We start from the raw sequence: 24,943 nt of genomic DNA on the forward strand, positions 1-24,943 counted from the left end.
CCAGCAGGAGACATCATCATGAGCTGCGACCCGCCAGCCCCAAAGGCCGCGACCACCTGCGGCCCGTGCAGCGCGTCCGAGCGCAACCGCTATTTCCCCGGCCGGCGGCTCAGCGTCGCCGACTATCAGCTCGAACAGCGCCACCTGATCGAACGCCGCCGCCTCATCAACCGCGCCATGCTCGGCTGGGGCGTGGTCGAGGGGCTGGCGGTGGAGCCGGTCACGCAGGACGCGGAGAAGAACCGCGTCATCGTCGTCGGCCCCGGCTTCGCGCTCGACCCGCGCGGCCGCGAACTGGTCGCCTGCGACGCGGTGGAGCTTCGCTCCGCCTGCGACATCCTCTGGCTTGAACACACCAAGGGCTGCCCGGAGCCTGCCGAACCGCCGCAGCAGGAGGAAGGCGACGCCGCGCCGCGTCATTATCTCCTCAGCGCCCATTACGCCGAACGGTCAGTGGACTCGGTCAGCATCGGCGAAGACTGCACGCCCGCCCGCTGCGAGGCGACGCACATCTGCGAGACGGTGGTCTATTCGCTCATCCGCATCGAAACCTGCCCGTCCGGCCTCGCCCCCTGCCCCGACCCGTTCTGGCCGCGCGGCGACTGCCCTTCCGTCGATGATCACTGGTGGAGCGTGCCGGAGCCGGCCCCCGGCGCCGATCCCGCGATCGCCCGGATCAGCGACCGGGGCACGCATCGCCAACTCGCCAAATGGAGCCTGGAACGGCTCGACAAGGGGCTGTGCCGCATCGACTGCCTGGACCGCCTCGGCCCGCTCCTCGTCGCGCTCGACGACGGCGTGCCGCTCGCCTGCGTCACCGTCGGTTTCGACTGCGGCAAGCCCTATGTCATGAGCGTGGACGACAGCTGGTATCCGCGCCGGCTCGCCAGTCCCAACCCGACCCTGTTCGACCTGATCCGCGGCTGCGACCTCACCCGCATCAAGGATGTCGGCTGGGCCGAATGGTTGCCCCACGACCGACGCGTCGTGCCGTTCAACGCCTTTGCGAAGAAGTTCTCGGCCCCGCCTCCGGTCAGCAACCCCAAGGCCAAGCGCTACAAAGGCGAGCCGGTCGCGACCGACTTCTGGCTCTGCTTCACCGGGCCGGTGCAGACCGCCTCGCTGACGCCGGACATTTTTGCCATCACCCTCGTCCAGCGCGACGAGAATGAGGATGTGGGCGAGGTGCGCCGGATGCCGGTGCGCGCCATCGACGTCGCGCCGCAGACCGCGGGCGATCCCGACGGCACCACCCGCGCCTGCCGTCCCCGGGTCAGCTTCCGCTTCTGGAACGGCGAGATCAATCCCGACAACAGCTCCGGCTTCGAGCAGGAGACGCTGGTCGAGATCGAGGTGCGCACCGCCTTCATCATCGACGCGCTCGGCCAGAAGGTCGCGGGCGGCGGCCGCTACGTCCCCAGCGACGACTGCACGCCCGGCGACCGCTTCCTCAGCAGCTTCGTCGTCGAACCGTCGCCGGAGGAACCTGACGGCGGAGAAACCGACGGCGGAGACAGGGACAATGTGCCGGCAGGTCCGCCGGACGTGAAGAAGCAGGACGACCCATCGCAGCGAGCGGCCACGCCGCCAGCGCAGGAGGCTTGAAATGACCCATGACTGCAACTGCCACGGCGGCGGCGACCACCGGCTGGCGACCATCGTTCCCGGCAGCCTCGAACGCCCGCTCTACGCGCCTGGCCTCATCCTGCAGGATAGCGACCTGACGGCCGCGGTGGACTATACCCGCGAGTTGAACCGGCTGCTATTCCGCACGCTGTTCGGCTGCGGCGTGCTGTGCGGCCTCACCGTTTCGATCAGGGAGAATTGCGGCCTCATCGTCACCGTCGCCCCCGGCCTTGCGCTCGACGGCTGCGGCGACCCGCTGCATCTGCCTGGCTCGGCGGTGATCAAGCTGGAGGAACGCGACGGCGTCCTCTCGCCCGCCGGAACCAATGGCGCGCCGCGCTTCACCCAATTCTGGGTTCTGGCCTGCGCGAAGGACGGCAAGTGCCGCCCCCGCCCCACCGTCTGCGACGACTCCCTGGACGACCGCACGCAGGCGACGCGGGCGCGCCTCAACACCGAAATCTCAGTGACCATCGCCCCGCCGACCTGCGCCTGCGGCTGCATGGATTTCAGCAATCAGCATGGCGACGAGGAAGGCGGGAGCGAAGGGGAGATCGGCAGCGGCGATATCGAAGTCGACACCCCGCCCGACCGCGTGACGGACTGTTACGACAAGCACAATTATGATCCCGCCTGTCCGGAGGATTGCGGCTGCGGCTCCGCCTGTTCCTGTGGCTGCTGCGTCCTGCTCGCCGAGGTGCGCTGGGTGGAGAATGACGGGCAGAATGGCTGGCAGGTGCGCCACAAGGGCGTGCGCCGCTTCGTCCGCCCCGCGCTGATCCCCGACCCCATCTTGTCCTGACGTCCACGGGAGACAGGGGAGACGCGGCGTGGAGCCAGTCCGCAAGCCCGCCAAGACGCTGCCTCCGCCGACGCCGGCGAAGGCGCCGCCAAAGGCCGCGCAGGTTCCGCTGTCACAGGCGGCTCTGTTGCAAAGCCGGATCGGCGCGGCGGGCGTCGGCAAGCTGATCGCAGCGCGCTCGGGCGGCGGCAAGGCGCCGGCCGCCACGCCCGGCGCCCCCTCTCGCCACGCATCCAATGATCAAGCTCCGCAACCCAAGGGGCCGCACGCCGCAAAGGCGAAGAAGGACGCCGACGGTGCCCCCGGCAAGGCGCGGGAGGCCGTCCCCGAGGGCGAAGCGCCGATGGCGGCCGGCGCGGAAGGCAAGGATGCGGGCGGCGTCACGCTCCACATGCCGGAGCCGCCGACCAAGCCGTCCAAGGCCACCATGGGCCGGATCGCGGGGGTGCAGAAGCGGGCGGGCGGCGCGGCCGCCGCGCAAGGGACGCTCCCCGCCGCCGACAAACAGGTGGCCGACGCACAGAAGGCGGTGACCGAACCGGACGCGCAGCGCATCGCCGAAGCCCGCGCGCAGCTCATTGCGGAGATGCACGCCGCGCCCAGTCCGGAAATCGAGAAGCTCTGCACCGACATCGCGGACGCCATCCGCCGCCGCCGCCCGCCCGACGAGGACGCGCTGGACAAGGCCGAACCCGCCAAGGAGGCGATGGAAGCAGGCGCGACGCTCAACTCCACGGTCGAGACGCAAAGCAAGAAGGTCACCGACAATTATGGGCCGCTGGACAAGCCGCCCGAGCCGGTGCCCGGCGCGCCCGCGCCGCCGCTCGCCCCGCAGCCCGCCGCCGCAGCAGCAGCCGCACCCGGCGCAAAGGCGGCCGTTCCCGATGCGGTCGGCGCCGACAAGCTCTCGCTCGACAAGGACGCAGAGGAGGCGCGCAAGAAGGCCGATGACGCCGGCATGAACAAGCCAGCGGCCGCGCTCGTCCAGTCCGGCCCTGTCGCGGAGGCGCGCGAGGCGCAGGGCGAGCTGGACCAGACCGCGAAGGAAGACCCCGCCAAGATCGTCGCGCAGCAGAAGGAAGCGCTTGCTAAGGCCAATGAAGACATGGGCGCGCTCCAGGTCCGAGCGCTGGCCGCCCTCACCGCGCATCGCGCCGGCACGGTCGGCAAGACGACGCAACGCCAGACCGCGATGGTCGGCACCGAGGCGCAGATGCGCGAAGAGGCGGGCACGCAGGCGCGCGCCGCCTTCACCAGCGCCAAGGAGGATGTGCAAGGCCTTCTCAAAGACCTTGTTCCCAACGCCATGAACAAATGGGAGGCGGCGAAGACCGACCTCACCACTACTTTCAAAGCGGACCTCAAGGGCGTCGCCGATCAGGTCAAGAAGCGCCATGAAAGCACGCTCGCCGCGATCGCGGACTATTTCACCGGCCTGCCCGACTGGGCGACCGAGGGCTATGACCGGGCGGAGAAGAACTTCGCCGACGGCGTCATCAAGAAACTGCGCGAAATCTCGACCGAAGTCGACGCGATCATCAAGGCGTGCGAGGCGCGCATCAAGCAGGCGCGCGACGAGATCGCGGTCATCTTCAACGCCCTGCCCGCCTCGCTCAAGGAGTGGGCCACCAAGGAACAGGCCGGCTTCGACACCCAGCTCGACAAGCTGGGGCAAGAAGTCCACCAGGCCCGCGACGCATTCAACAAGGATCTGGGCCAGCGCGCGGCGCAGGCAGTGGACGAGGTGCGCGCCGAGATCGCTGAACTGCGCAAGAAGGCGGGCGGCCTCGTCGGGCGCATCGTGGACGCCGTCAAACGCTTCGTCGACGATCCCGTCAAGTTCATCATCGAGGGGCTGCTGGAACTGCTCGGCATTTCCCCGCCCGCCTTCTGGGCGGTGGTCGCGAAGATCAAGAAGGTGGTGCGCGACATCATCGACGACCCGGTGAACTTCGCCAACAACCTCCTGAAGGGCATCGGCCAGGGCTTCAGCCAGTTCTTCGACAATTTCCCCACCCACATGATCAAGGGCTTCCTCGGCTGGCTGCTGGGCGACCTCAAGGACGTGCAGGTTCCCAAGGACTTCTCGCTTAAGAGCGTCATCACCTTCTTCCTCCAGATCATGGGCATCACCTGGCCCAATATCCGCAAGATCATCGCCAAGAAGATCGGCGAGAAGAATGTCGCGCTGATCGAGCAGGTCTGGTCGCTCGTCTCAATGCTCATCGACAAGGGGCCGGAAGGTATTTTCGAGATGATCCGGGAGAAACTCGACCCGCAGTCGATCCTCGACCAGGTGATCCAGATGGCGGTCGACTATATGGTGACGGCCATCGTGAAGGCGGCCGCCGCGCGCCTGATCCTGCTGTTCAACCCGGCGGGCGCGATCCTTCAGGCGATCGAAGCGATCTACAAGGTGCTGAAATGGGTTTTCGAGAACGCCGCGCGCATCTTCACGCTTATCGAGACGATCGTGAACGGTCTGGCGGACATCATCGCGGGCAATGTCGCGGGCTTCGCCAATGCCGTGGAGAAGGGACTGGCGATGCTGATCGCGCCGGTGTTGGGCTTCATCGCGGACTATCTCGGCTTTGGCGACCTGCCCAAGGCGGTCGCCAAGCAGATCAAGAGCTTCCAGAAATGGATACTCGGGATCATCGAGAAGGCGTTCGACTGGCTGATCGAGAAGGGCAAGGCGCTGCTGGCGGCCCTCGGGATCGGGGGGAAGAAGGACAAGGATAAGAAGAAAAATCCCAATCAGGATGTGGCTATTGGCGAGGACATACCGTTTGAGGCAGGCGGGGAAGCGCACCATGTCTGGGTGGACGTATCAGGCGGCAACGCCACGCTCATGGTCGCGAGCAAGCAGCAAACCGTCGCAGCGTTCCTCAACGAGGTGGAACAGGATGGCGGCGAAATGGCCGCGAAGGCGAAGCGCGCAAAGACGTTGTTGGGCAAGACGGACAAAGCCGCAGACGAACTGGCGAAGATCGCTGCAAAGCCATCTACTGACGACAAGGCGCCTGCCACCGGCAAAGCCGACGCCAAAAACAAGGCGCTCACCGAGGACGAGAAGGCGCTCGTGTCCGTGCTAGCGGAAATATTTCAGAGCCAGTCTCGATCGATTCAGCGCTATATCGGCAAAGGCGTCGACACCATCGACGACAAGGCGACCCCGCTCGGCTATGATGTTTGGCAAGACAACGGCGTTTACGAATATGGCGACACCTACGACAATCGCGAGATTCAGCGCGCCGGCGGATATGGCTCGGCGGATACCAAGAAAATCCCGAAAGTCCATGTCGATCAAGGTGGCTTGGTGCAGGAGGGGGCAGACATTTTGCGGTCTGACTGGGAGGTTATCCGCAAATATGAGCAGGCGATCCGGCCCCTGAAAGTCAAGGCTGGCGGCTCCTTCCAAGGCGTGGACGGCGCGCCGACGATCTGGACGACCTCGGGTGCCGACAGCCTACCCAATAATCTGAAGAACAGTCAGAACAAGAAACGGCAGTTCAATCGAGGCGTCCGCAAGCAGATGGAAGCTATCATCCAAGCGATCCATACCGGCACGGACATCCGCGGGATCGAGGTGACGATCCCTCAGAGCAGGATCGACTACGTCGCGAGGATAAAAATAGACGGCAAGACGCAGGACGTCATGGTCGAGTACAAGCACTGGACCGGCAATCTGCCTGAAGGCCGCGCGCTACTGCTCGCGGAAAACCTGGAGGACCAGTTGGCCCGGCATATCTCAGGGGGCGCAGGACGCTTCAAGGTGCTGATCATCCGCTGGCCGGCCTTCAACCAACTCGACGCCGCGTCGCAAGCCGATTTCAAAGGCGTGATCGAGGATGCGCGCGAAATGGGTAGGCGGTTCGACATCAAAGTCATCTTCACGCGATTGTAGGAACGATCATGGAAGCGACGCAATCCTATGCGGTCTACCTGATGCTGCTGATCGAGAGAGACCGGCAGGCGGCCGACGGCGAGCTGCTTCGGCATGCCGCGGCGGCTCTCGGCGACTGGAACAGCAAGCCCTTCGAAGCGGGCACCAGCCGTGCTGCCGCCGTGCTGCGCGGCGAGGGATCAGGGGCACGTATCACCCTCGTCCACCCCGATTTCTCTAACACTGATGGTCGGCCGGTGCTGTCACTGTCGCTTGCCGTTCGGTCCATCCGGTCAAGCGAAACCGACATCGCAATGCTGTTCGTCAACCGAACCGATACGGATGAGATCGTTCAGCAATGGGAGATGGGGCGCACCCTGTCGGCGCGGCTGGTTGAAGCGCTTAAACCGATGCGCGCCTTCATGTCTGCGAAGCCTGTTGATGTGGAAGATACGGCGTTACCATCACAACGAGACGGCGATCGAGGCTTTCCAAGCGCGCTTATGGCATGGACCTATCTCGGCGCTGATGAGGTGACCGGTGCGCAACGCGACGCCTTATCGACCCTACCCGTATATCTTTCCGCACCTCTGGGAAATGGCTGGCTCCTAGAACTGACCGATAGCCCGCTACGCAAGCCAGAACCTGGATCGATCAAGGCCATCGAGGCGCTGGCTGGTCACCCTGTGCGTTATATCGCCCCGATACCGCCGAAGGAGTGAAGCCAATGAACCTTGCGGAGCAACTTTGGTGGACCGAGAACCGGCGACGCCAGTTCATTCTGCCTGACAACGAAACCCCAAAACCAGGCACGATCGCTATCGCAGCTCTGGATGGCAGAACGGCAACGGCAGACGCTGATTGGCTCGCCAGCTTCGAAGTCACCGAAGCCCAGGCCCATGAATGGGCAAAACAGGAATTCGGGGCCGCGCTCTCCGACATCCGCCAGCGCATCGACCGCAAGATCGGCCGCACTCGCGCCGCGCTCAAGGCGGCCCGCGATACGCCGATCGCCTCGGACAGTGCCGTCACGGCCGACGCCCTGCCTGCACTTCTGGCCCTCGCCAAAGCGCTGCCCGGCGCAATTCTCGGCTCGCTGTCCGGCGACCCGGAGAAGCTCCGGACCGCGCAAAGCAATCTGTCTCACGTTCAGAAGCGGCTGAACGCCGCTGGGGTCGACGTGGAAGACAAGCTCGCCGCCTTCCCCGATCGCCTGGCGGCACTGCGCGAGGATTTTCGGCGGCGGGCGAGCAAGACCGGCGAGAAAAGCTAAGTCAGTGGATTGCGAAGTCGGCCTCAGCTCGACGCACGGGTCGGCTCGGTCTCCATGTCGAACATCCGCGTCCGCCGCATCAACTGTCGGCGGGTGGGCAGCTCCAGCTTGCTAAGGATAGAATGAACGTGATGCTTGACGGTGGACTCGCTCAGGTCGAGCAGCAGCGCGATCTCCTTGTTAGACAGCGCATCGGCGACATGCCTTGCGACCTCCTCCTCACGGGTGGTCAGCGTCGCGTTCCTGCCATGGCCCGGGTCCGCGCTAGCCGATCCGGGAGCGCGAAACAGGGCGCGCATGATCGAGCCGGCAATTTCCGGCGAGCAGGTCATTCGTCCTGCAATCGCATCGCGCACCGTGGCGTACAGCCGCTCGATCCCGTCCTCCCGGCGCACGTAGCAGCCAAAGCCGGCACTGCCATGCGCCACTACGGCCTGCTCCTGCTCCTCCAGGCCGAGGGCGAGCAACGCCAGATCGGGATAGCGACGATGAAAGGCGCGCACGGCGTCGAGATCCACGCCCTGCGTCAGATCCAGAATGGCAACATCGAACCGCAGGCCGCGCGCCATGAGGTCGCTCAGATCCGCAATCGTACCCGTCAGCAAGACATCGAGCGCTGAATCGCGCGTCATCAAGGAATGAGCCACGCATTCGCCAAGCAGTCGAATTTCGCTGGCAATCACCACCCGCATATACACCCCACGCATAAGCAAACTCGAACTCACCCGTCAGTGGTCGTCGCATTTGCGCAGGGCTGTATGAATTTTGCGACCGATTGCCCTCGTCGCTTGCCATGAAGCTACACCTTCAGCGCCGGTTCCGCGATATCGACCGCTCTGTTCGGGCGCGAAATCAACTCAATCCGTCGCGAGAAGCGGAAATCGAGGAAAAATTCCGGGTCAATTCGCCGACGATCGGCAAAGTCCCCGAGCGTTTCTGAACACCGGCGATCAACAAGCCCGCTCGCCATGCAGATTGGGCCGTGAGCTCATAAATGGGTTGATTGGGCGATAAGGGCTGTTGGCGCGAGTGGTTCCCATAGGAGCGATTGTCCGTCTGCTCCCGTTGGCAGCTATGGGAGTAGCGCCGTGGCGATGTGGTTCTTGCCGGTACCAGGCAGGTCGGTGAGACCCGCTCGGCATGCTCGACAAAGCCATCGAAGGCCCGTCCCAGCCCCATCAGGTTATCATGAACAGAAGGCAGCTAACAGGTGGCTCAATTCCGGCCCGCAATGTCGAAGGGTTTCGGGCGCCGGCAGGCGTACGTAAACCCTGACATGTACGACCCGCGGATCGTCGAGAGAGGCGCTATGGGGATATCAGCTTCGGGACGACCAAGCGCCGGATACGCTGTGGTAAGTGTTGCAGATATTTGGTCGCCACCTGCGCAACATAATGGCGACTGGACGTGTCTGCGGCGCGTTGTTGAGCGGGAGACGGTCGTCGTTGTCCAGTGAACATGGCGATCGGCGCGACAGGGCCGAGCCCGCGAAGCCAGGTCTTGCAGGAGGGATTACGCTTGAGCCATGCCGGGTCATGACGCGTGTTCCCGGATCAGCAGGGCCGGCACAGGCGGCGCGCGCGGTTGCCGCCAGCGCTCGAAGGTCTCGATAATGATCATATGGCCGCCGCAGCATGGGCATGGCGGGCGCAGGTCCACCGGCTCTTGGGCGCTGGGTTCTTCAGGCTCGGGTGCGACGTGAAGCAGATCACGAGCAAGGGCCAGGCTGGCCTTGCGACTGGAGCCGGCGAGCAGGCCATAATGCCGGATCCGATGGAAGCCGCGCGGCAGGACATGGGTCAGGAACCGCCGGATAAACTCGTCAGCGGGGATAGTCATGATGCGCTCGCGATCAGCCCCATCCTTGCGGTAATCCTTGTAGCGCAGGGTGACGTCGGACCCATTGAAGGCAAGGATCCGCCTGTTCGATATCGCGACCCGATGCGTATAGCGCGACAGATAGGCCAGCACCGCTTCCGGTCCTGCGAACGGCGGTTTGGCATAGACCACCCACCGCTTCTTACGGACGGGAGCGATGTGACGCAGGAACGCCCGGCGTTCGCTCAGCGACGCGAGCGGTCCGAAGAAGGCGAGCTTCCCGGTATCGTAGAGCTGGGTCAGCCGGGTCAGAAACAGCCGGCGGAACAGCTTGCCCAGAACCCGGACCGGCAGGAGGAAGGCGGGACGCGAGGATATCCATCGTTCCCCGCCTGGCGCGATGCCCCCACCCGGCACGACCATGTGCACATGTGGGTGATGCGTCATCGACGCCCCCCATGTGTGCAGCACAGCAATGATGCCGATGCGCGCGCCGAGATGCCTGGGATCGGCCGCGATCGTCAGCATGGTCTCGGAAGCGGCACGGAACAGCAGGTCGTAGAGCAGTGCCTTATTGTGGAAGGCGATCGCCGCGATCTGCGCCGGCAGCGTGAAGACGACGTGGAAGTAGCCGACCGGCAACAGATCGGCCTCGCGTTCCGCCAGCCAGGTGCGCGCGGCCGCGCCCTGGCACTTGGGGCAGTGCCGGTTGCGGCAGCTGTTATAGGCGATCCGCCAATGTCCGCAGTCTTCGCAGGCCTCGACATGACCGCCCAGGGCAGCGGTGCGGCAGTTCTCGATCGCCGACATCACCTTGAGCTGTGTCAGGCTCAGATGTCCGGCATGGGCCGTCCGATAGGCTGGCCCGGCGGCGCGGAAGATGTCGGCGACCTCATGGTCAGCGCGCACGGCTCAGCCGTCTGGCGACACCTGTGGCTGGGGCGCCGGGAGCAAGGCCAGCTTGTCGAGCGGACTGATGACCGCCCGCGCAGTTCGGGTTGCAACCTTGGTGTAGAAGGCCGTGGTCTCCAGCTTCTCGTGTCCCAGCAATGCCTGGATCACCCGGATGTTCACGCCATCCTCCAACAGGTGGGTAGCAAAGCTGTGTCGCAGGGTGTGTGGACCGACCTTCTTCGCGATCCCGGCAGCCTGTGCCGCCTCCGCGACAATCCGGTAGAGATGGCGCGTGCTGATCGGCTTGAGATAATGCTGTCCGGGGAACAGCCAGCCATCGGCATGCATGACGCCCTGCTGCCGCCCGACCTTCCACCACTCGCGCAACAGGATCAGCAGGTCAGCCGGCAGGATCGCGTTGCGATATCGTCCGCCTTTGCCGCGTTCGACGCGGAGCAGCATACGCTCGCTGTCGATATCGCGCACCTTGAGCATCGCCACCTCGGCCACGCGCAGGCCCGCGCCATAGGCCACCGATAATGCCGCCTGATGCTTGAGCGAGGTGGTCGCGCCGAGCAGGCGTGCAACCTCATCGGGACTAAGGACCGTGGGCAACGATCGAGGGTGTTTAACGAAGTAAAGCCTGCGGGCGAGATCGGGCCGATCGAGTGTGCGTGTGAATAGGAAGCGCAGCGCTGATACAATGCTGTTCATCGTCGGCAGACCGACGCCTGCGTCCTGCTGATCAATCTGGAACTGACGCAGATCCTCCGGTGTTGCTGTGTCGGGAGGACGTCCGAGATAATAGGCAAAGCGCTCGACGTGGCGAACATAGTCGATCTGGGTCTTACGCGCGAACCGGCGCATGTTCATCTCGTCGATCATGCGCTGACGCAACGAACTGACTGGAAGGTCGGAAATAATCTCGATCATCGTTCGACTCCTTGGTTGAAAGGAGTTGCGATGGTCTGCCTACCCTTAGCGGGGCTCAATCATGGTGCGGCATCAGATCGATGGCCGACGTGGGGCCAGACGTCACTCCCGCGCAGCGGGTTCGTACATGTCCCATCGTTCGCCATTATTCGCTGGTCCAAAACCTATCAGATGCAGATAAAAGTGACCCCACCGGAAAGATCTCCGCGGCGGGACCAGAATTCAGGGAGGGCCGCTCCACAGGGGAGGAGCGGCGGGCCGGCTACGGTGCGCAGCGATGACGTTATGATGACGATGCCTTCTGCCACTTGCCGAAATCCTAGACCGTCCAGAACATGGGATTGCGCAGCCAGTCGTCGATGGCAGATTCGCGCCCATTGTAGACTTCAGTCCTCATGCCCTTCCTGCGAGGTCCAGACCTCATGCGCGTCGATCTGGATGCGCAGGATGGCGCGCAGCAGCGTGGCGCGGGCGTCGATTTCCTGGCGGCGCGTCTCGTTCGCCTGGCGGCGGGCGAGCAGCGTATCGGCAAGGTCGATCTGGCCCAGTTCATAGCCTCTCTTCGTCCGGGTCGCGGCGGTGGCGGCACTGACGGCGGCGCTTTCCATGCTGCGCCAGACCGCTTCGCGGGCGCGGACATTGCTGAGGTCGGCGGCGGCGGTCGCCTCTATCTCGCGCCGCACGCGGGCGAGTTCCAGTTCCGCCGCACTGGCGTCTGCGGTCGCCTGGTCATGAGCGGCGCGGCGATAGCCACCGCCCAGCGGAATCGAGCCGACCAGACCGACGCCCTTTTCCAGCCCGCCCCGTTCGCTGAAGACGCGCACGCCGAAGGACGGGTCGGCGATGCGATCGGCCCCAGCCCGGCGAGCGACCATGGCCAGCCGCTGCGCCTCCCGCTCCGACGCGCGAATTTCATGGCTGCGCTCGATCACCAGATTGCGCAGATCCTCCAGCGCCGTGGCGGGCATGGCCGGATCGGCAAGCAAGGGTGCCTCTTCGGGCAGAGCGAGGCCGGGGAAGCCGGCGGCGAGCTTCACCCGCGCCTCATCCCGCGCCGCGCGGGAGGTCGCGGCCTGCGCTTGCGCCTGAGCCAGCGCGGCTTCAGCCTGGTCGACGTCCAGTAGCGACGCGTCACGCAACTGGGCACGGCGGCGCACGGCCGCCATGTCCTGCGTCAGGCTGGCAGCGGAATCGAGGTCGGTGCGATGCTGGGCACTGGCGACCAGCCAGTCATGCCAGAGATCGGAAAAGGCGAGCGCGGTCTGATGCCGCACATCCTCCATCAGATTATGGGCGACTTCGACGCCCAGTTCGCCGGCCTTGCGGTCCAGCGACGCCTTGCCGGGCAGGCGGAACGGGCGGGTGAGGTTGACATCATATTCGCCATAATCGCCCTCCCCCTCGGCCGAGCGGCGGGAAACCGTGCCCTGGAAGGTAAATTCGTGACTGCCCCGGCGGAGCATGGCGGCGCCAGCCTCGGCCGAGCGCACCCGCGCCTGTGCTGCAGCCACGGCGGGATGGGTATCGAGCGCTTCGACCACCAGGGGTTCGGGCGGCAGGTCGGTGCGCTGGGCGAAAGCCGGCGTGGTAATGAGGGCCGTGGCCGACAGGAGGAGCACGCGGATCATGCGATGCGCCCCCGTGCCGCGACCGGGCAGGCGTGCCAGCGGACCGGATGGCCACGCCGCGCATCGGTGACGGCGGCGACCAGCGGATCGATATCGTCCGCCGGCACGATCAGGTCGATCGCCGCCCGGCGCAGCGTGCCGCGCACCTGCTCGCCTGCGCCGGCATCGCCGAAATCGCGGCCCAGCACCTGCTCGTCGCGCAGATGGAGTGGCGCCGGGGTGCGGCTGCGCAGGGCATCGGCCACACCATCGCGGTCGATCGCGGCGCAATAGAAGGTCAGCAACATGTCGGTCATGATTGGGCTTCCGTGGCGCCTTCACCGAAGCGCTCGAACAGGATGGGCAGGAGGATGAGGGTGAGCAGGGTCGAACTGATCAGCCCGCCGATCACCACGATGGCGAGCGGCTTCTGGATTTCCGACCCCGGTCCGGTCGCGAACATCAGCGGGACAAGGCCGAAGGCCGTGATGCTGGCGGTCATCAGCACCGGGCGCAGCCGCCGTTCGGCGCCCAGTCGCACGGCCTGGGCCATGCTCTGCCCTTCTTCGCGCAACTGGCGGAAATAGGCGACGAGGACGAGGCCGTTCAGCACCGCGATGCCCAGCAGGGCGATGAAGCCGACCGAGGCGGGCACGGAGAGATATTGGCCCGAGCCCCAGAGCGAGATGATGCCGCCGACCATGGCGAAGGGGATGTTGGCGAGGATCAGCAGCGACGCGCGCATCGAGCGCAGGGTCATGAGCAGCACCAGCAGGATCAACAGCAGTGCGACCGGGATGACCAGCATCAGACGGGCGGAGGCGCGCTGCTGATTTTCGAACTGGCCGCCCCAGACCATGCGATAGCCGGCCGGCATCTTGATCTCGCGATCGACGGTGGCGCGCGCCTCATCGACATAGCCGACCAGATCGCGGCCCGAGACGAAGGCCTGGACCAGCGCGTAGCGCGAGCCATTTTCATGGTCGAGCTTGACCGGCCCCTCGGTGCGTTCGACCCGCGCCATGTCGCTGACCCGCGCGACGGTGCCGTCGGGCGTGCGCAGCGGCAGGTCGGCAAAGCGGGTCGCGTCGCTGCGGATTGTCTCGTCGCCCTTGACCAGGATCGGCACGCGCTTCTGCCCGTCGGCGACGACGCCGGCATGCACGCCCTCGATCTGGGCACGCAGCGTGTCCTGCATCTGGTCGATCGGCATGCCGAAACGGCCGGCGGCGGCGCGATCGATATCGAGCTGGAGATAGTCGACATGGTCGTTGGCGACCGTCGTCACCTCCGAAACGCCGCGCGTCTTCGACAATATCTTCTGCACCTGCCCGGCCAGGTCCGACAGGGTGGCGAGGTCCGGGCCGAAAATCTTGACGGCAAGGTCGCCGCGCGATCCGGTCAGCATTTCCGAGACGCGCATCTCGATCGGCTGGGTGAAGGTCGGCTCGATGCCGGGCGGCCGGTCGAGCGACTTGCGGATTTCATCGACGATGAATGCCTTGTCGCCGCGCCATTCCTTCTGCGGTTTGAGCACCACGAAACTGTCGGTCTCGTTCGGGCTCATCGGATCAAGGCCGATCTCGTCGGTGCCGACGCGGGCGATGATCTGGGCGATTTCGGGCACATCCTTCATCAGCGACTGCTGCACCGCCGTGTCGCCCAGCACCGACTGGTCGAGATTGATGGTCGGCAGCTTGGCGGTCTGGACGATCACCGAACCTTCATCCATCGAGGGCATGAAGGTCTTGCCGACCGCGCCATAGGCCAGGCCCGCCAGCACCAGACCGAGCGCAGCCAGGCCATAGACCAGCCGTTTGCGGCCAAAGGCACCGTCGAGCAGCGCCCGATAGCGCGGCGTCAGCTTGCGCATGATCCAGGGTTCGCCATGATGGCCGGCCTTGAGGCCGAGCGAAGCCAGCACCGGCACCAGGGTGAGCGCGATCAGCAGCGATCCCGCCAGCGCGAAGATGATGGTGAGCGCGACCGGGGCGAACAGCTTGCCCTCCAGCCCTTCGAGCGAGAGCAGGGGCAGGAAGACGAGCGCGATGATGACGATGCCGGCCGATACCGGCACCACGACTTCGCCGGTGGCGCGGTAGACATGGTGCAGCCGCGGCGGGCCGTCATCCTTCGCATGGTTCAGCCGTTCGACGATATTCTCGACCACCACGACCGCGCCGTCGACCAGCATGCCGATGGCGATGGCCAGACCGCCCAGGCTCATGAGGTTGGCCGACAGGCCCATGCCGCGCATCATCAGGAAGGTGACGAGCGCCGACATCGGCAGGGTGGCGGCCACGATCGCCGCCGCGCGCCAGTCGCCCAGGAACAGGATCAGCAGGATGATGACCAGGATGGTCGCCTCGATCAGCGCCTTTTCCACCGTGCCGACGGCGCGGCCGATTAGGTCGGATCGGTCATAGAAGACGGCGATCGTCGTGCCCTGTGGTAGGGTCTTTTCCAGTTCGGCGACGCGCGCCTTGACGCCATCGACCACGGCGCGGGCATCGGCACCGCGCAGCGCGATCACCAGCCCCTGCACCGCCTCACCCTTACCGTTGGCGGTGACCGCGCCATAGCGGGTCAGGCTGCCGGTGCCGACGGTCGCGACATCGCCCATGCGGACGATGCGGCCATTGCGGGTGGCGATCACCATCGACTGGAGGTCCGCTTCCGACTGGATCGCGCCGACGGCGCGGACGATCAGCGATTCCTCGCCCTGGGACAGGCGACCGGCGCCGTCATTGCGGTTGCCGCGTTCGATCGCTTCCTGAAGGTCGGCGATGCTGAGGCCCGCGCTGGCGAGCGCGATCGGATCGGGGCGGACTTCGAAGGTGCGGACATAGCCGCCCAGCGCATTGACGTCGGCGACGCCCGGCACGGTGCGCAGCGCCGGCCGGATCGTCCAGTCGAGCAGGGTGCGCTTTTCCTCCAGGCTCAAAGGCCCTTCGATCGTGAACATGAAGATGTCAGACAATGGCGTCGAGATCGGCGCCATGCCTCCCGATACCGCCGGCGGGAGATCGCCCATCACGCCCGACAGGCGTTCGGCGACCTGTTGACGCGCCCAGTAGATGTCGGTGCCATCGACGAAATCGATGGTGATGTCGGCGATCGCATATTTGGCCGAGGAGCGCAGGATCGCCTGCCCCGGAATGCCCAGCATCTCCATCTCGATCGGGGTGATGACGCGGCTTTCCACCTCTTCCGGCGTCATGCCGGGCGCCTTGAGGATCACCTTCACCTGGGTCTGGGCGATGTTGGGATAGGCGTCGACCGGCAGGTTGACGAAGGCCCAGGCCCCCAGCACGGCGGTCAGCAGGGCGAGCGCGATGACGATCAGGCGATAGGAGAGCGCCCAGGCGGCCAGCGATTTGAGCATCCGGCCTTACTCGCCCATCGCCAGCGGCTTGAGCGCGCTGGTGCCGGCCACGACCACCTGCTCGCCCGGCTTCACGCCGGAGAGGATCAGGACATAATCGCGATCCTTGCCGCCGGTCCTGACCGGACGTGCAACAACGCCGGCGCGGGTCCGCACGAACACTGCGTCACCGCCGGGCAGCGTCGTGACGGCGGCGGCGGGCACCATGGCGGCACCGGTCGGGGCCGGGCCGAAGATCGACAGGCTGGTGGCGCGGCCGGCCATGGCGCCGGGGCCGGCCGGCAGCCTGGCCTTCAATGTTACCGATCGGGTGGCGGGATCGATGGTCGACCCAACTGCCGTCACCGTGCCGCGCAGATCATCGCCCAGCGCCACGGTCATGCCGGGCTTCACCTGGCCCGCCAGCCGCTCGGGCAATTGCGCCTGCGCCTCATATTGGCCGGCCGCATCGATCACATAGGGGGCGGTGGTGCCGTCGACGACGCTGCCGGCATGAATGGCGGCGCTGGTCACGCGACCCGCGATCGGCGCGGTCAGCGTGTAGGTGCCGCTGGCGCCCGATCCGTTCACCATCGTCAGGATGCGGCTCTTTTCCGACACGTCCGCGCGGGCCTCGCCCAGCACGGCGCGGGCCTCGTCCGCGCGGGCGCCGGCGATGATGCCTTCGCGTTCCAGTTGCGACAGGCGGCTGGCGCTCGATTGCGCCACGCCCAGCCGCGCGCTCGCGCGATTGAGGTCCGCGCCCATGGACAGGACATCACGGCTGGAAACGATCGCCAGCGGCTGGCCGCCCCGCACTTCCTCGCCCTCGACCACCAGAATGCGGGTAACGACGCCGGGCAAGGTGGCGGCGACCGCGACACGGGCGTTGGGCGGCGGCGCGATCAGCGCGGGCACGACCGCGATCGGCGCTTCGGTAGCAGCGACGGCCGCGCCGAATTTCAAACCCAGCCGGGCGATATTGTCCGCCGTCAGCGGGATCGATCCATCCGCCGGCTGCGCCGCAGCGCTGTCATTGGCGGGCGCGGCCTGCTCCCCCGAACAGGCGGCAAGCGACAGGAGAGCGAGGGCGCCGGGCAGGCGCACGAATCGGAATAGCGGGACCATGTCCCTGCCCTATGGGATCAAACTGACGAGACCCTGACGAGGGGTTTTCGGACGATCAACGTGGCGGCGCGAAATCCAGCACCAGTTCCTGTGCATCGGCCACGCTGGAGAGGGTGCCGCCATGCGCGGCCATGATGCGGGCGACGATCGCCAGCCCCAGTCCGGCGCCTTCGCTGCTGGCATGATCTGCGCGGCGATGGCGCTGGACCAGTTCGGCCAGCCGCTCGGGCGTCACCCCAGCGCCACCATCCTTCACCCGCAAGCGCGGACCGGGGCCAGCGATCACCGTGACGGCGCCACCCGCCGGCGTCACCCGCAGCGCATTTTCGACAAGGTTGCGCAGCGCCGCCGCGACCGTCTCGCGCTGCCCCATGATTGGCGCGACATCGCCGACGCGGGTCAGCGACAGGCTCTTGTCGGCGGCGATCGCGCCGGGCGCCATCAGGCTGACGACGTCGGCGCTCACATCCTCCAGCCGGACGCTGTCGCGGATCGACTGGGCCACGCTCTGCGCCTCGACCCGCGCGAGCAGCATCAACTGGTCGATCAGCCGGCGCATCGCGATCACCTCGGCGCGCAGACGCGGCGCGTCGGGATGGTCGAGCCCGTCCAGTTCCAGCGCCAGCACGGCGAGCGGCGTGCGCAGTTCATGCGCGACGTCAGCGGCGAACGCCTCATGATCGCGCGCCGCCTGATCGAGTTGGCCAAGCAGGCGATTGACCGCCTGGGCGAAGGGCACGGCCTCGGTCGGGAAGGCGGCATGATCGATCAACACGCCGCGCTGATGACGTTCGGCCACCTGCAACTGAGCGACCGCCTCCCCCAATGGCGCCAGCGCCTGTCTGATCACGATCAGGCTGGCCATGCCCATCGGGATGATCAGCACCAGGATCGGCAGGATCACATGCTCGAACAATTCGCGGAAGGCATGGCGCGCAGCGGCCGGGTCGCCCAGCGCGGTGAAGCTTTGCCGATGTTCGTTGATGATGAAGAAGAGCAGCAGCGTGGTGCCGATGAAGCCCACGATAGAGAGGCCTATGAAGAGCCGCCGGGCGATCGAGCGACGCTGGCTCATGCCGCCGGCTCACGCAGCATGTAGCCAACGCCGCGCACGGTATGGAGCATGCCGCGCGCACCAGCTTCCTCCAGCTTGCGGCGCAGGCGCGACACCGTGGCCTCGACAGCATTGGGGGTGACCGGCTCGGCAAAGGAATAGAGCGCGCTTTCGATGCTTTCGCGCCGGACCACGGCGCCGGCCTGGCGCAGCAGCAGTTCCAGCAAGTCGGTCTCGCGGCGGGACAGGTCGATCGCCTGCCCTGCGCACAGTGTCATGCGCCGCGCCGAATCGACCAGCAGCGGACCGAAGCGCAATTCGGTCTGGGCACGCGGCCCCGGCCGACGCATCAGCGCGCGGATGCGGGCCGCGATCTCGTCCACCTCGGCGGGTTTCACGACATAATCGTCGGCGCCGGCATCAAGGCCGGTGATCCGATCCTCCAGCGCGTCGCGCGCGGTCAGGATCAGCGCCGGCTGCATGAAGCCAGCCCGGCGCATGCCGCGCAGCCAAGCGATACCATCGCCATCGGGCAGTCCCCGGTCGACAATCAGTACATCATGAACTTCCGCTGCGACGGCCTCTGTCGCAATGGTCAGCGTTTCGGCATGGTCGCAATGGAACCCCCGCCGCTCGAGGCCGGCAATCAGCAGTCCGGCCAGTCGACTATTGTCCTCAATCAGCAAGAGACGCATGACCAGTCTCATCCCGTTTCATCCATGGCGGATCAACAGATTTCTCTGGAAGTCGCCAAGTTTCTTGGCCCTCGCCGCCTTCTCCTGCTCATCCTTCGGCGTGAAACGGTCGGCATAGCAGACGCTGGTCCTACCTCGCCCTTGCGGACATTGCCGCCCAGCGCCTGCGCCTGCCGATAGGCGATCCAGCGCTGTGCGCCATAGCCCCGCTCGAACAGACGGTCCAACAGGATCAGGATATTGATGCCTGAATAGCAGCGGCCCGTTGCCGCATTGCGGAGAAGCCCCGTGACAGTGAGGCTCGTGTCCCAGGGCTGCACCCATGGCAACCGCCCCTCTTCCAGCTGTGCGATGATGTGCTGCGTCACATCGTCATAGAGCGATCCGTTCCCCGTACCCATGTCCTTTCTCCTGCCTCTCCAGCACCGGCCGCGGGGATGGGCGGCAAGGAGGCCCACGGCAGGCCCGTGCCCATAAGGCGGGCTGCACCCGCAGGGCCGCAACGCAAGGGAAGGAGCCGGTGCAGTCGCGCTGGCCGCAGCCAACAGCCCAAAAGGCTGCAATGCGTCAGCGGCCGTCACCTATATGGGACGAGATAGGCAAAGCCGTCTCGGAGGTGCCAGGGCGCTAGGGCGCCATAGGGCGTGGTCCGCCAGAGGCGGAGACGCCAAAAGTAAAGATCACATCGACAGAAAAATCTGACAGGTTTCAAATATTTTCACACACTTCATGAGCATTACAGAAAGGTAAATTCAGAATTATAAAACATGGTGATTTGATGATTACAAGAGATGCACACACTAATTATTGCACCATCACTTGAATATAGCTAAAATAATATATTTGACTTTAACCGATTTTATCTAGACCATTAAATACACCACCCCACCAATACAATCAGTGAATTCTTGATAAATAAGGAATGACCGCAAAGGACACGGCGACATCAATTGCGCGTGACCTGCCCCAGCGTGAGCATCACCACACTGTGCTGGGGCAACGTCACGGTCAGAGCGCCTTGCGAGAGGGTCGCGCCACTGAACGGGACAGGCCTCACCACATCGGGCGATCCGAAATCATTGTGCGACTGGACACTCGGCGCGGTCAGGATACGCCCCTCGACCATAGAGGCGGTTACCCCCTCCAGTTTCGCGGTCACTGTCATCGGTCGATTGGGGTCGGTGTTGGTAAGGGCGATATGCACAATGCCTACCCTGTCGCGCACCGCCGCTGCGCTGAGCGCAGGCATCGCCCATTGATCCCTGCTGTACCAAGGGGATGCCAATTCCAAGGGCAGGAAGGTCGCATCCTGGAAGGGCTTGTACATGTCGAACACATGATAGGTAGGCGTCAGCACCATCTTGTCGTCGCGGGTCAGGATCATGGCCTGGAGCACATTCACCATCTGGGCGATGTTGGTCATGCGCACCCGGTCGGCATGGCGGGCGAACAGGTTGATGTTGAGCGCGGCGATGATCGCATCGCGCATACTATTCTGCTGATAGAGGAATCCGGGATTGGTGCCGGGTTCAACATCGGTCCAGATGCCCCATTCGTCCACCGCCAGGTTGACGCGCTTTTCGGGATCATATTTGTCCATGATCGCGCCATGCTTTTCCAGCAGTTCCTCCATGACCAGGGTGCTGGCAAGCGTGCGGGCATAGTTCGTTTCGGTGAACTGGGTCGCCGATCCCTTCACCTTGCCGCGCGTGGGGTGCGTGTAATAATGCAGGCCGATACCGTCGGTCGACTTGCCGGCGACGCGCATCATCACGTCGGTCCAATCATAATCGCGGCTGTTCGCCCCGCTCGCGATCTTGAGGATCTTCGTGCCACGCGGTGCTTTCACGAAGGTCGCGTAACGGCGTGTGACGTCAGCCGCATATTCGGCGCGCATGTTACCGCCGCATCCCCACAGTTCGTTGCCGATACCGAACATCGGAAGTTTCCAGGGCTCCTTGCGGCCGTTCTTCGCGCGTTCCTGCGCCAGCGTACCGGCCGGCGCGGTCATATATTCGACCCACTCCGCCATTTCCGCCGGTGATCCATTGCCGACATTGCCCGACACATAGGCTTCCGCGCCGATCAGTTCGGCGAAATCCATGAACTCATGCGTGCCAAAACTATTGGGTTCCGCGACGCCGCCCCAATGGGTGTTGATCTTGACCGGACGCTTGCCACGCGGGCCGATCCCCTCGCGCCAATGATATTCATCGGCAAAGCAGCCGCCCGGCCAACGCACCAGCGGCACGTTCAAATGCTTCAGGGCGGCGACCACATCATTGCGATAGCCCCGCGTGTTCGGGATTTTCGATTCCGGACCGACCCAGATGCCACCATAAATGCCATAACCCAGATGTTCGGCAAATTGACTGAATATCCTACGATCTATTGTCGCACCGGGCTGGTCGGCATGAAGCGTCGCCGACACGTTCAGGATCGTGGCGGCTGCCGGACTTTCCTGCGCCATTACTGATGCATGCGGCGTCATGATCGCCGTCGCCAGCAACCCGATGGACAATATGGAGCGCTTGATCATTCCGCCCTCTCCCAATCCGGCACGTTTCACGCGTTTCTGAGCGGCTCCACGATCGCGGCGATGTCGCGATGTCCTTCCCCGGCAGAGTCGGCCTCGACGAAGCGCTGCCGTGCGGCCTGGGCGATAGCAGAGGTGATGCCGACATCGGCCAACGCCTGCGCAGCATATCCCAGATCCTTTGCCATCAGCGGCACCAGGAAATGCGGGGCATAATCGCGATCGAGCATCCGTCGGCCCACGCCCTTCACCATCGGACTGGCGGGGGCACCGTCGAAGAGGATGGACATCGCCTGCTCGACGTCCAGTCCATGCTTCTCGAACAAGGCGATGGCTTCTGCCAGGCTGGCCGCCTGCACGCCGCACAGGTAATTATTGGCAAGCTTGACCGTAGCGGCGCTGCCGACGGGGCCGAGATGGACAAGCGCCCCGCCCATGGCATCAAAGGCTGGGCGAGCGGCTTCGATCGCATCCGCGTCGCCGCCGACGAGGAAGCGGAGCGTACCCTGCGCCGCCTGATCGCGACTGCCGGTAACGGGCGCTTCCAGGAAACCTATGCCCCGGGCGACGGCTTCGCGCGCCAGACCGAATACCCAATCGCCGGTCAGCGTGCTGGATTCGATCGCGATCGCGCCCGCCTTCATCGCGGCGAGCGCGCCATCCGCTCCGGTCCAGACCATCTTAGACACGTCGTCATTCGCCAGCATGGCGATGACGATGTCGGCATCTGTCGCCGCCTCCGCCGGCGAGGCGGCGATATGGGCGCCAGCCTCCCCCAATATTGCCGCCTTATCGGCACTACGGTTCCACACCGTCACGTCGAAACCGGCCGACAGCAACTGGCGCGCCATGCCCGATCCCATGATGCCCAGACCAAGTACCGCCACTTTCATCTTCATCATCCGATCACCTTGAAACGCGCGAGCGCGGCCTCGTCAATTTCGAGCCCCAGGCCCGGAAGATTATCGTCAAGATCGATATGGCCATCGACTGCCTGGGGCTCGCCCTTGAAGATGTACCAGAAGAGCTCGTTGCCCACCTCCACATCGACCATTGGGAAATATTCGGCGATGGGGCTGTTGAGGCTCGCCATCACCACATGATAATTGTGCATCTGGCCGGCATGAGGGACGACGGGGATGGAATAGGCCTCGGCGAGCGCCTGTATCTTTCGCGCGGCGGTGATGCCGCCGACGCGGTTGGTGTCGAACTGGAAATAGTCGAGCGATTTCGCCTCGATCATCTGGCGGAAGCCATAGCTGGTAAATTCATGCTCGCCCGCCGCGATCGGCGTCGTGCCGAACCGGCGCAGTTCATGATAGCCGTTGATATCGTCGGGAATGATCGCCTCCTCCAGCCAGCGCAGGTTGAAGGGTTCGATGAGGCGCATCATGCGCTTCGCATAGTCGAGACTCCAGCCCATATAGGCGTCCGCCATGATGTCGATTTCGTCACCCACCGTTTCGCGCACGGTGCGGATCAGTTCGACATTGCGTGCCATGCCCTCCGCCCCGTCGATCGACCCCCAGCCGAAACGCAGCTTCATCGCCTTGTAGCCCTGCGCCTTGTAATTGGCGGCTTCCTGCGCCAGCTCGTCGAGCGGGATCGAGTAGAGGCGGCTGGCATAGACCGGGATCTTCGCCTTGGTCCGGCCGCCCAGCAGGCGGAAGACGGGCTGTTTCGCAGCCTTGCCCATCAGATCCCAGATCGCGATGTCGAGCGCGGAAATCGCAACCAGCGCTACGCCCTTGCGCCCGAATGCCATGGTCTTGCGATACATATGCTGCCACAGAAACTCGCTGTCCCACGGATCCTGGCCGATCAACAAGGGGGCAAGATACTGGTCGATCAGTTGCTTGGTCACAAGCGGCGCGAGCGCGGCATTGCCGATCCCGACCAGCCCCTGGTCGGTGAAGATTTCGACAATCAGCCAGCCATGGAAGGTGAAGGTGCCCATGGTTTCGGGCGACAGCATTGGCGACACCATATCCATGGGATTGGTGCAGAAGTGCGGCGGCAGCGGGACGGTTTCGCCTTCCCACTGGACGACGCGGGTGCGGATTTCGGTGATTTTCAAGGGACGACCTTTCGAGTAAAGCTGAGAGGCGAAATGCGGGGAATCGAGCGGCAGATCAGCGCGAAGGCGATCAGGTGCAAGGTGGCAGCAACGGTGAGCACCGGCGCGTAGCCAAGCCCGGCGTCGAGTGCCCAGCCAGCCGCCTGCCCCATGACGATGCCACCAAAGGCGCCACCAAGGCCGACCAGCCCGGCAAGACGTCCCAGGGCGCTGCGCGGCGCAAGGTCGGTCGGCAGGGTCATGACAAGGGTCGACCAGCTTTGCTGCCCGAAGAAGGCGAGACTGAAGATGGCAATGACCGCTGCGACCGAGGCAGTCGCGGGCGCCAGCATGACCCAGGGCATGCAGGCGGCGCTCAGGCCCAGTGCAATCTTGCGGGCGGCATCGACCGAACGGCCGGCGGAAAGGAGGCGGCTGGAGAGCCAGCCGCCGCACAGGCTGCCGACACCCGATGCCGCATAGGGAATCCAGCCGATGGTCGCCGCCTGCTTGAGATCGAATCCGTGCGCCTCGAACAGATATTTGGGCAGCCAGAAGAGGTAGAAATACCAGGCGCCGTCGCTGAGGAACTTGGCGCCGACGAGACCACGCACTTCACGACGGGCAAGGAGCGTGGCCACGGTCGGCGCCGGCCCTGTATTCTGGGTAGCGGACGCCGCCTCCCCAGCGGGCGTGCGATAGGTCAGGAACCACCAGAGCGCCCAAGCGAGGCCGAACCCGCCGGTGATGAAGAAAACCCACCGCCAGCTCGCCAGATCGAACCAGTGCCCGTAGGCTAGAATGCCCGCGATCAAGGGCGGTGCGACGACGGCGCCCACTGCCGTCCCGGCATTGACGAGGCCCATGGCGGCCGCGCGGCGTTCAGGCGGAAACCATTCGGCAATGGCGCGGGTGGCGGCGGGGAAGCCGCCGCCCTCCCCTATGCCCAGCAAGAGGCGGCTGATTACCAGCGCGGCGATGCCACCGGCCACACCATGGCTGGCGCAGGCAAGCGACCAGAAGATCATGATCGCCAGAAAGCCGCGCCGCGTTCCCACCCGGTCCAGCAACCAACCGCCGCCCAGATACATGAGGCCGTAGGTGGCGAGGAAGGCGGAATCGAGAAAGGCCTTGGTCTGGTTTCCAATGGGAATGTCGGCTTCGATATATTTGATCGCCCAGGGAAGCGTCTGGCGATCAAGGTAGGAGATGGCGATGGCGACGGTGATCATCGCCGCAATCGCCCAGCGTCCCCGGTACGGCCCTGATGC

The 24,943-nt window shown here is 64.9% G+C and carries 20 protein-coding genes; 5 read left to right on the forward strand and 15 right to left on the reverse strand.

The features are described from left to right. Positions 1-18: 18 nt before the first annotated feature. The 5 genes from ACI6S0_RS13915 to ACI6S0_RS13935 are packed head-to-tail and all read left to right on the forward strand — an operon-like array spanning position 19 to position 7,587. The gene (locus tag ACI6S0_RS13915) at positions 19-1,605 is read left to right on the forward strand and encodes a hypothetical protein (protein WP_434403399.1); all 1,587 of its coding nucleotides are present in this window, start codon (positions 19-21) and stop codon (positions 1,603-1,605) included. Position 1,606: 1 nt separating this feature from the next. Beyond that, positions 1,607-2,428 (forward strand): hypothetical protein, encoded by an 822-nt coding sequence (locus ACI6S0_RS13920; protein WP_434403400.1) that lies wholly within the window; start codon positions 1,607-1,609, stop codon positions 2,426-2,428. Positions 2,429-2,456: 28 nt separating this feature from the next. Further along, positions 2,457-6,335, forward strand: a complete 3,879-nt coding sequence (locus ACI6S0_RS13925) for a hypothetical protein (RefSeq protein WP_434403401.1) — start codon at positions 2,457-2,459, stop codon at positions 6,333-6,335. A gap of 8 nt (positions 6,336-6,343) precedes the next feature. Next, entirely contained in the window at positions 6,344-7,036 is a 693-nt protein-coding gene (locus tag ACI6S0_RS13930) for a hypothetical protein (protein ID WP_434403402.1), read from the forward strand. 5 nt (positions 7,037-7,041) lie between these two features. Then, positions 7,042-7,587: a hypothetical protein gene (locus ACI6S0_RS13935; protein WP_434403403.1), complete on the forward strand. Its 546-nt coding sequence runs from the start codon at positions 7,042-7,044 to the stop codon at positions 7,585-7,587. A gap of 23 nt (positions 7,588-7,610) precedes the next feature. On the opposite strand, the gene ACI6S0_RS13940 is transcribed toward ACI6S0_RS13935, so the two are convergent. From ACI6S0_RS13940 to ACI6S0_RS14010, 15 genes are all read right to left on the reverse strand, one after another. Further along, positions 7,611-8,279, reverse strand: a complete 669-nt coding sequence (locus ACI6S0_RS13940) for a LuxR C-terminal-related transcriptional regulator (RefSeq protein WP_434403404.1) — start codon at positions 8,277-8,279, stop codon at positions 7,611-7,613. A gap of 107 nt (positions 8,280-8,386) precedes the next feature. Further along, on the reverse strand, positions 8,387-8,557 hold the full coding sequence (locus tag ACI6S0_RS13945) for a hypothetical protein (protein ID WP_434403405.1): 171 nt from the start codon (positions 8,555-8,557) through the stop codon (positions 8,387-8,389). A 563-nt stretch (positions 8,558-9,120) separates the two neighbouring features. Further along, positions 9,121-10,314, reverse strand: a complete 1,194-nt coding sequence (locus ACI6S0_RS13950; RefSeq protein WP_434403406.1) for an IS91 family transposase — start codon at positions 10,312-10,314, stop codon at positions 9,121-9,123. A gap of 3 nt (positions 10,315-10,317) precedes the next feature. After that, the gene (locus ACI6S0_RS13955) at positions 10,318-11,232 is read right to left on the reverse strand and encodes a tyrosine-type recombinase/integrase (protein WP_037513378.1); all 915 of its coding nucleotides are present in this window, start codon (positions 11,230-11,232) and stop codon (positions 10,318-10,320) included. Between the two features lie 386 nt (positions 11,233-11,618). Continuing rightward, positions 11,619-12,860: a TolC family protein gene (locus ACI6S0_RS13960; protein WP_434403407.1), complete on the reverse strand. Its 1,242-nt coding sequence runs from the start codon at positions 12,858-12,860 to the stop codon at positions 11,619-11,621. Further along, a complete protein-coding gene (locus tag ACI6S0_RS13965) occupies positions 12,857-13,156 on the reverse strand; it encodes a DUF3240 family protein (protein WP_434403408.1) in 300 nt (99 codons plus the stop codon). Before ACI6S0_RS13965 ends, ACI6S0_RS13960 begins: the two co-directional genes overlap by 4 nt. Continuing rightward, positions 13,153-16,224: an efflux RND transporter permease subunit gene (locus ACI6S0_RS13970; RefSeq protein WP_434403409.1), complete on the reverse strand. Its 3,072-nt coding sequence runs from the start codon at positions 16,222-16,224 to the stop codon at positions 13,153-13,155. The genes ACI6S0_RS13965 and ACI6S0_RS13970 overlap by 4 nt, the downstream gene beginning before the upstream one ends. Positions 16,225-16,230: 6 nt before the next feature. Further along, positions 16,231-17,331, reverse strand: a complete 1,101-nt coding sequence (locus ACI6S0_RS13975; RefSeq protein WP_434403410.1) for an efflux RND transporter periplasmic adaptor subunit — start codon at positions 17,329-17,331, stop codon at positions 16,231-16,233. 55 nt (positions 17,332-17,386) lie between these two features. Further along, positions 17,387-18,406 (reverse strand): sensor histidine kinase, encoded by a 1,020-nt coding sequence (locus ACI6S0_RS13980; RefSeq protein ID WP_434403411.1) that lies wholly within the window; start codon positions 18,404-18,406, stop codon positions 17,387-17,389. Continuing rightward, a complete protein-coding gene (locus ACI6S0_RS13985) occupies positions 18,403-19,080 on the reverse strand; it encodes a winged helix-turn-helix domain-containing protein (protein ID WP_434403412.1) in 678 nt (225 codons plus the stop codon). The genes ACI6S0_RS13980 and ACI6S0_RS13985 overlap by 4 nt, the downstream gene beginning before the upstream one ends. A 32-nt stretch (positions 19,081-19,112) precedes the next feature. Next, the gene (locus ACI6S0_RS13990) at positions 19,113-19,481 is read right to left on the reverse strand and encodes an ArdC-like ssDNA-binding domain-containing protein (RefSeq protein ID WP_434403413.1); all 369 of its coding nucleotides are present in this window, start codon (positions 19,479-19,481) and stop codon (positions 19,113-19,115) included. Positions 19,482-20,026: 545 nt separating this feature from the next. Beyond that, positions 20,027-21,619 carry an alpha-N-arabinofuranosidase gene (locus ACI6S0_RS13995; RefSeq protein ID WP_434403414.1) on the reverse strand — a complete coding sequence of 531 codons (1,593 nt, stop codon included), beginning with the start codon at positions 21,617-21,619 and terminating at the stop codon, positions 20,027-20,029. 26 nt (positions 21,620-21,645) lie between these two features. After that, a complete protein-coding gene (locus tag ACI6S0_RS14000; protein ID WP_081331709.1) occupies positions 21,646-22,518 on the reverse strand; it encodes an NAD(P)-dependent oxidoreductase in 873 nt (290 codons plus the stop codon). Further along, positions 22,515-23,693 (reverse strand): L-rhamnonate dehydratase, encoded by a 1,179-nt coding sequence (locus tag ACI6S0_RS14005; RefSeq protein WP_434403415.1) that lies wholly within the window; start codon positions 23,691-23,693, stop codon positions 22,515-22,517. The genes ACI6S0_RS14000 and ACI6S0_RS14005 overlap by 4 nt, the downstream gene beginning before the upstream one ends. After that, positions 23,690-24,904 carry an MFS transporter gene (locus ACI6S0_RS14010; RefSeq protein ID WP_434403416.1) on the reverse strand — a complete coding sequence of 405 codons (1,215 nt, stop codon included), beginning with the start codon at positions 24,902-24,904 and terminating at the stop codon, positions 23,690-23,692. The genes ACI6S0_RS14005 and ACI6S0_RS14010 overlap by 4 nt, the downstream gene beginning before the upstream one ends. Between the last annotated feature and the right edge of the window lie 39 nt (positions 24,905-24,943).

It is taken from the genome of Sphingobium sp. DN12, assembly GCF_051058005.1.
GTDB lineage: Bacteria > Pseudomonadota > Alphaproteobacteria > Sphingomonadales > Sphingomonadaceae > Sphingobium > Sphingobium yanoikuyae.

Bases quoted from the DNA above. Each gene is read 5' to 3' on its own strand.
- ACI6S0_RS13995 (WP_434403414.1), bottom strand. From the start codon at position 21,619: ATGATCAAGCGCTCCATATTGTCCATCGGGTTGCTGGCGACGGCGATC.
- ACI6S0_RS14000 (WP_081331709.1), bottom strand. From the start codon at position 22,518: ATGATGAAGATGAAAGTGGCGGTACTTGGTCTGGGCATCATGGGATCG.
- ACI6S0_RS13955 (WP_037513378.1), bottom strand. From the start codon at position 11,232: ATGATCGAGATTATTTCCGACCTTCCAGTCAGTTCGTTGCGTCAGCGC.
- ACI6S0_RS13945 (WP_434403405.1), bottom strand. From the start codon at position 8,557: ATGGCGAGCGGGCTTGTTGATCGCCGGTGTTCAGAAACGCTCGGGGAC.
- ACI6S0_RS13960 (WP_434403407.1), bottom strand. From the start codon at position 12,860: ATGATCCGCGTGCTCCTCCTGTCGGCCACGGCCCTCATTACCACGCCG.
- ACI6S0_RS13965 (WP_434403408.1), bottom strand. From the start codon at position 13,156: ATGACCGACATGTTGCTGACCTTCTATTGCGCCGCGATCGACCGCGAT.
- ACI6S0_RS13930 (WP_434403402.1), top strand. From the start codon at position 6,344: ATGGAAGCGACGCAATCCTATGCGGTCTACCTGATGCTGCTGATCGAG.
- ACI6S0_RS13935 (WP_434403403.1), top strand. From the start codon at position 7,042: ATGAACCTTGCGGAGCAACTTTGGTGGACCGAGAACCGGCGACGCCAG.
- ACI6S0_RS13975 (WP_434403410.1), bottom strand. From the start codon at position 17,331: ATGGTCCCGCTATTCCGATTCGTGCGCCTGCCCGGCGCCCTCGCTCTC.
- ACI6S0_RS13980 (WP_434403411.1), bottom strand. From the start codon at position 18,406: ATGAGCCAGCGTCGCTCGATCGCCCGGCGGCTCTTCATAGGCCTCTCT.
- ACI6S0_RS13920 (WP_434403400.1), top strand. From the start codon at position 1,607: ATGACCCATGACTGCAACTGCCACGGCGGCGGCGACCACCGGCTGGCG.
- ACI6S0_RS13990 (WP_434403413.1), bottom strand. From the start codon at position 19,481: ATGGGTACGGGGAACGGATCGCTCTATGACGATGTGACGCAGCACATC.
- ACI6S0_RS13915 (WP_434403399.1), top strand. From the start codon at position 19: ATGAGCTGCGACCCGCCAGCCCCAAAGGCCGCGACCACCTGCGGCCCG.
- ACI6S0_RS13970 (WP_434403409.1), bottom strand. From the start codon at position 16,224: ATGCTCAAATCGCTGGCCGCCTGGGCGCTCTCCTATCGCCTGATCGTC.
- ACI6S0_RS13940 (WP_434403404.1), bottom strand. From the start codon at position 8,279: ATGCGGGTGGTGATTGCCAGCGAAATTCGACTGCTTGGCGAATGCGTG.
- ACI6S0_RS13985 (WP_434403412.1), bottom strand. From the start codon at position 19,080: ATGCGTCTCTTGCTGATTGAGGACAATAGTCGACTGGCCGGACTGCTG.
- ACI6S0_RS14010 (WP_434403416.1), bottom strand. From the start codon at position 24,904: ATGATCACCGTCGCCATCGCCATCTCCTACCTTGATCGCCAGACGCTT.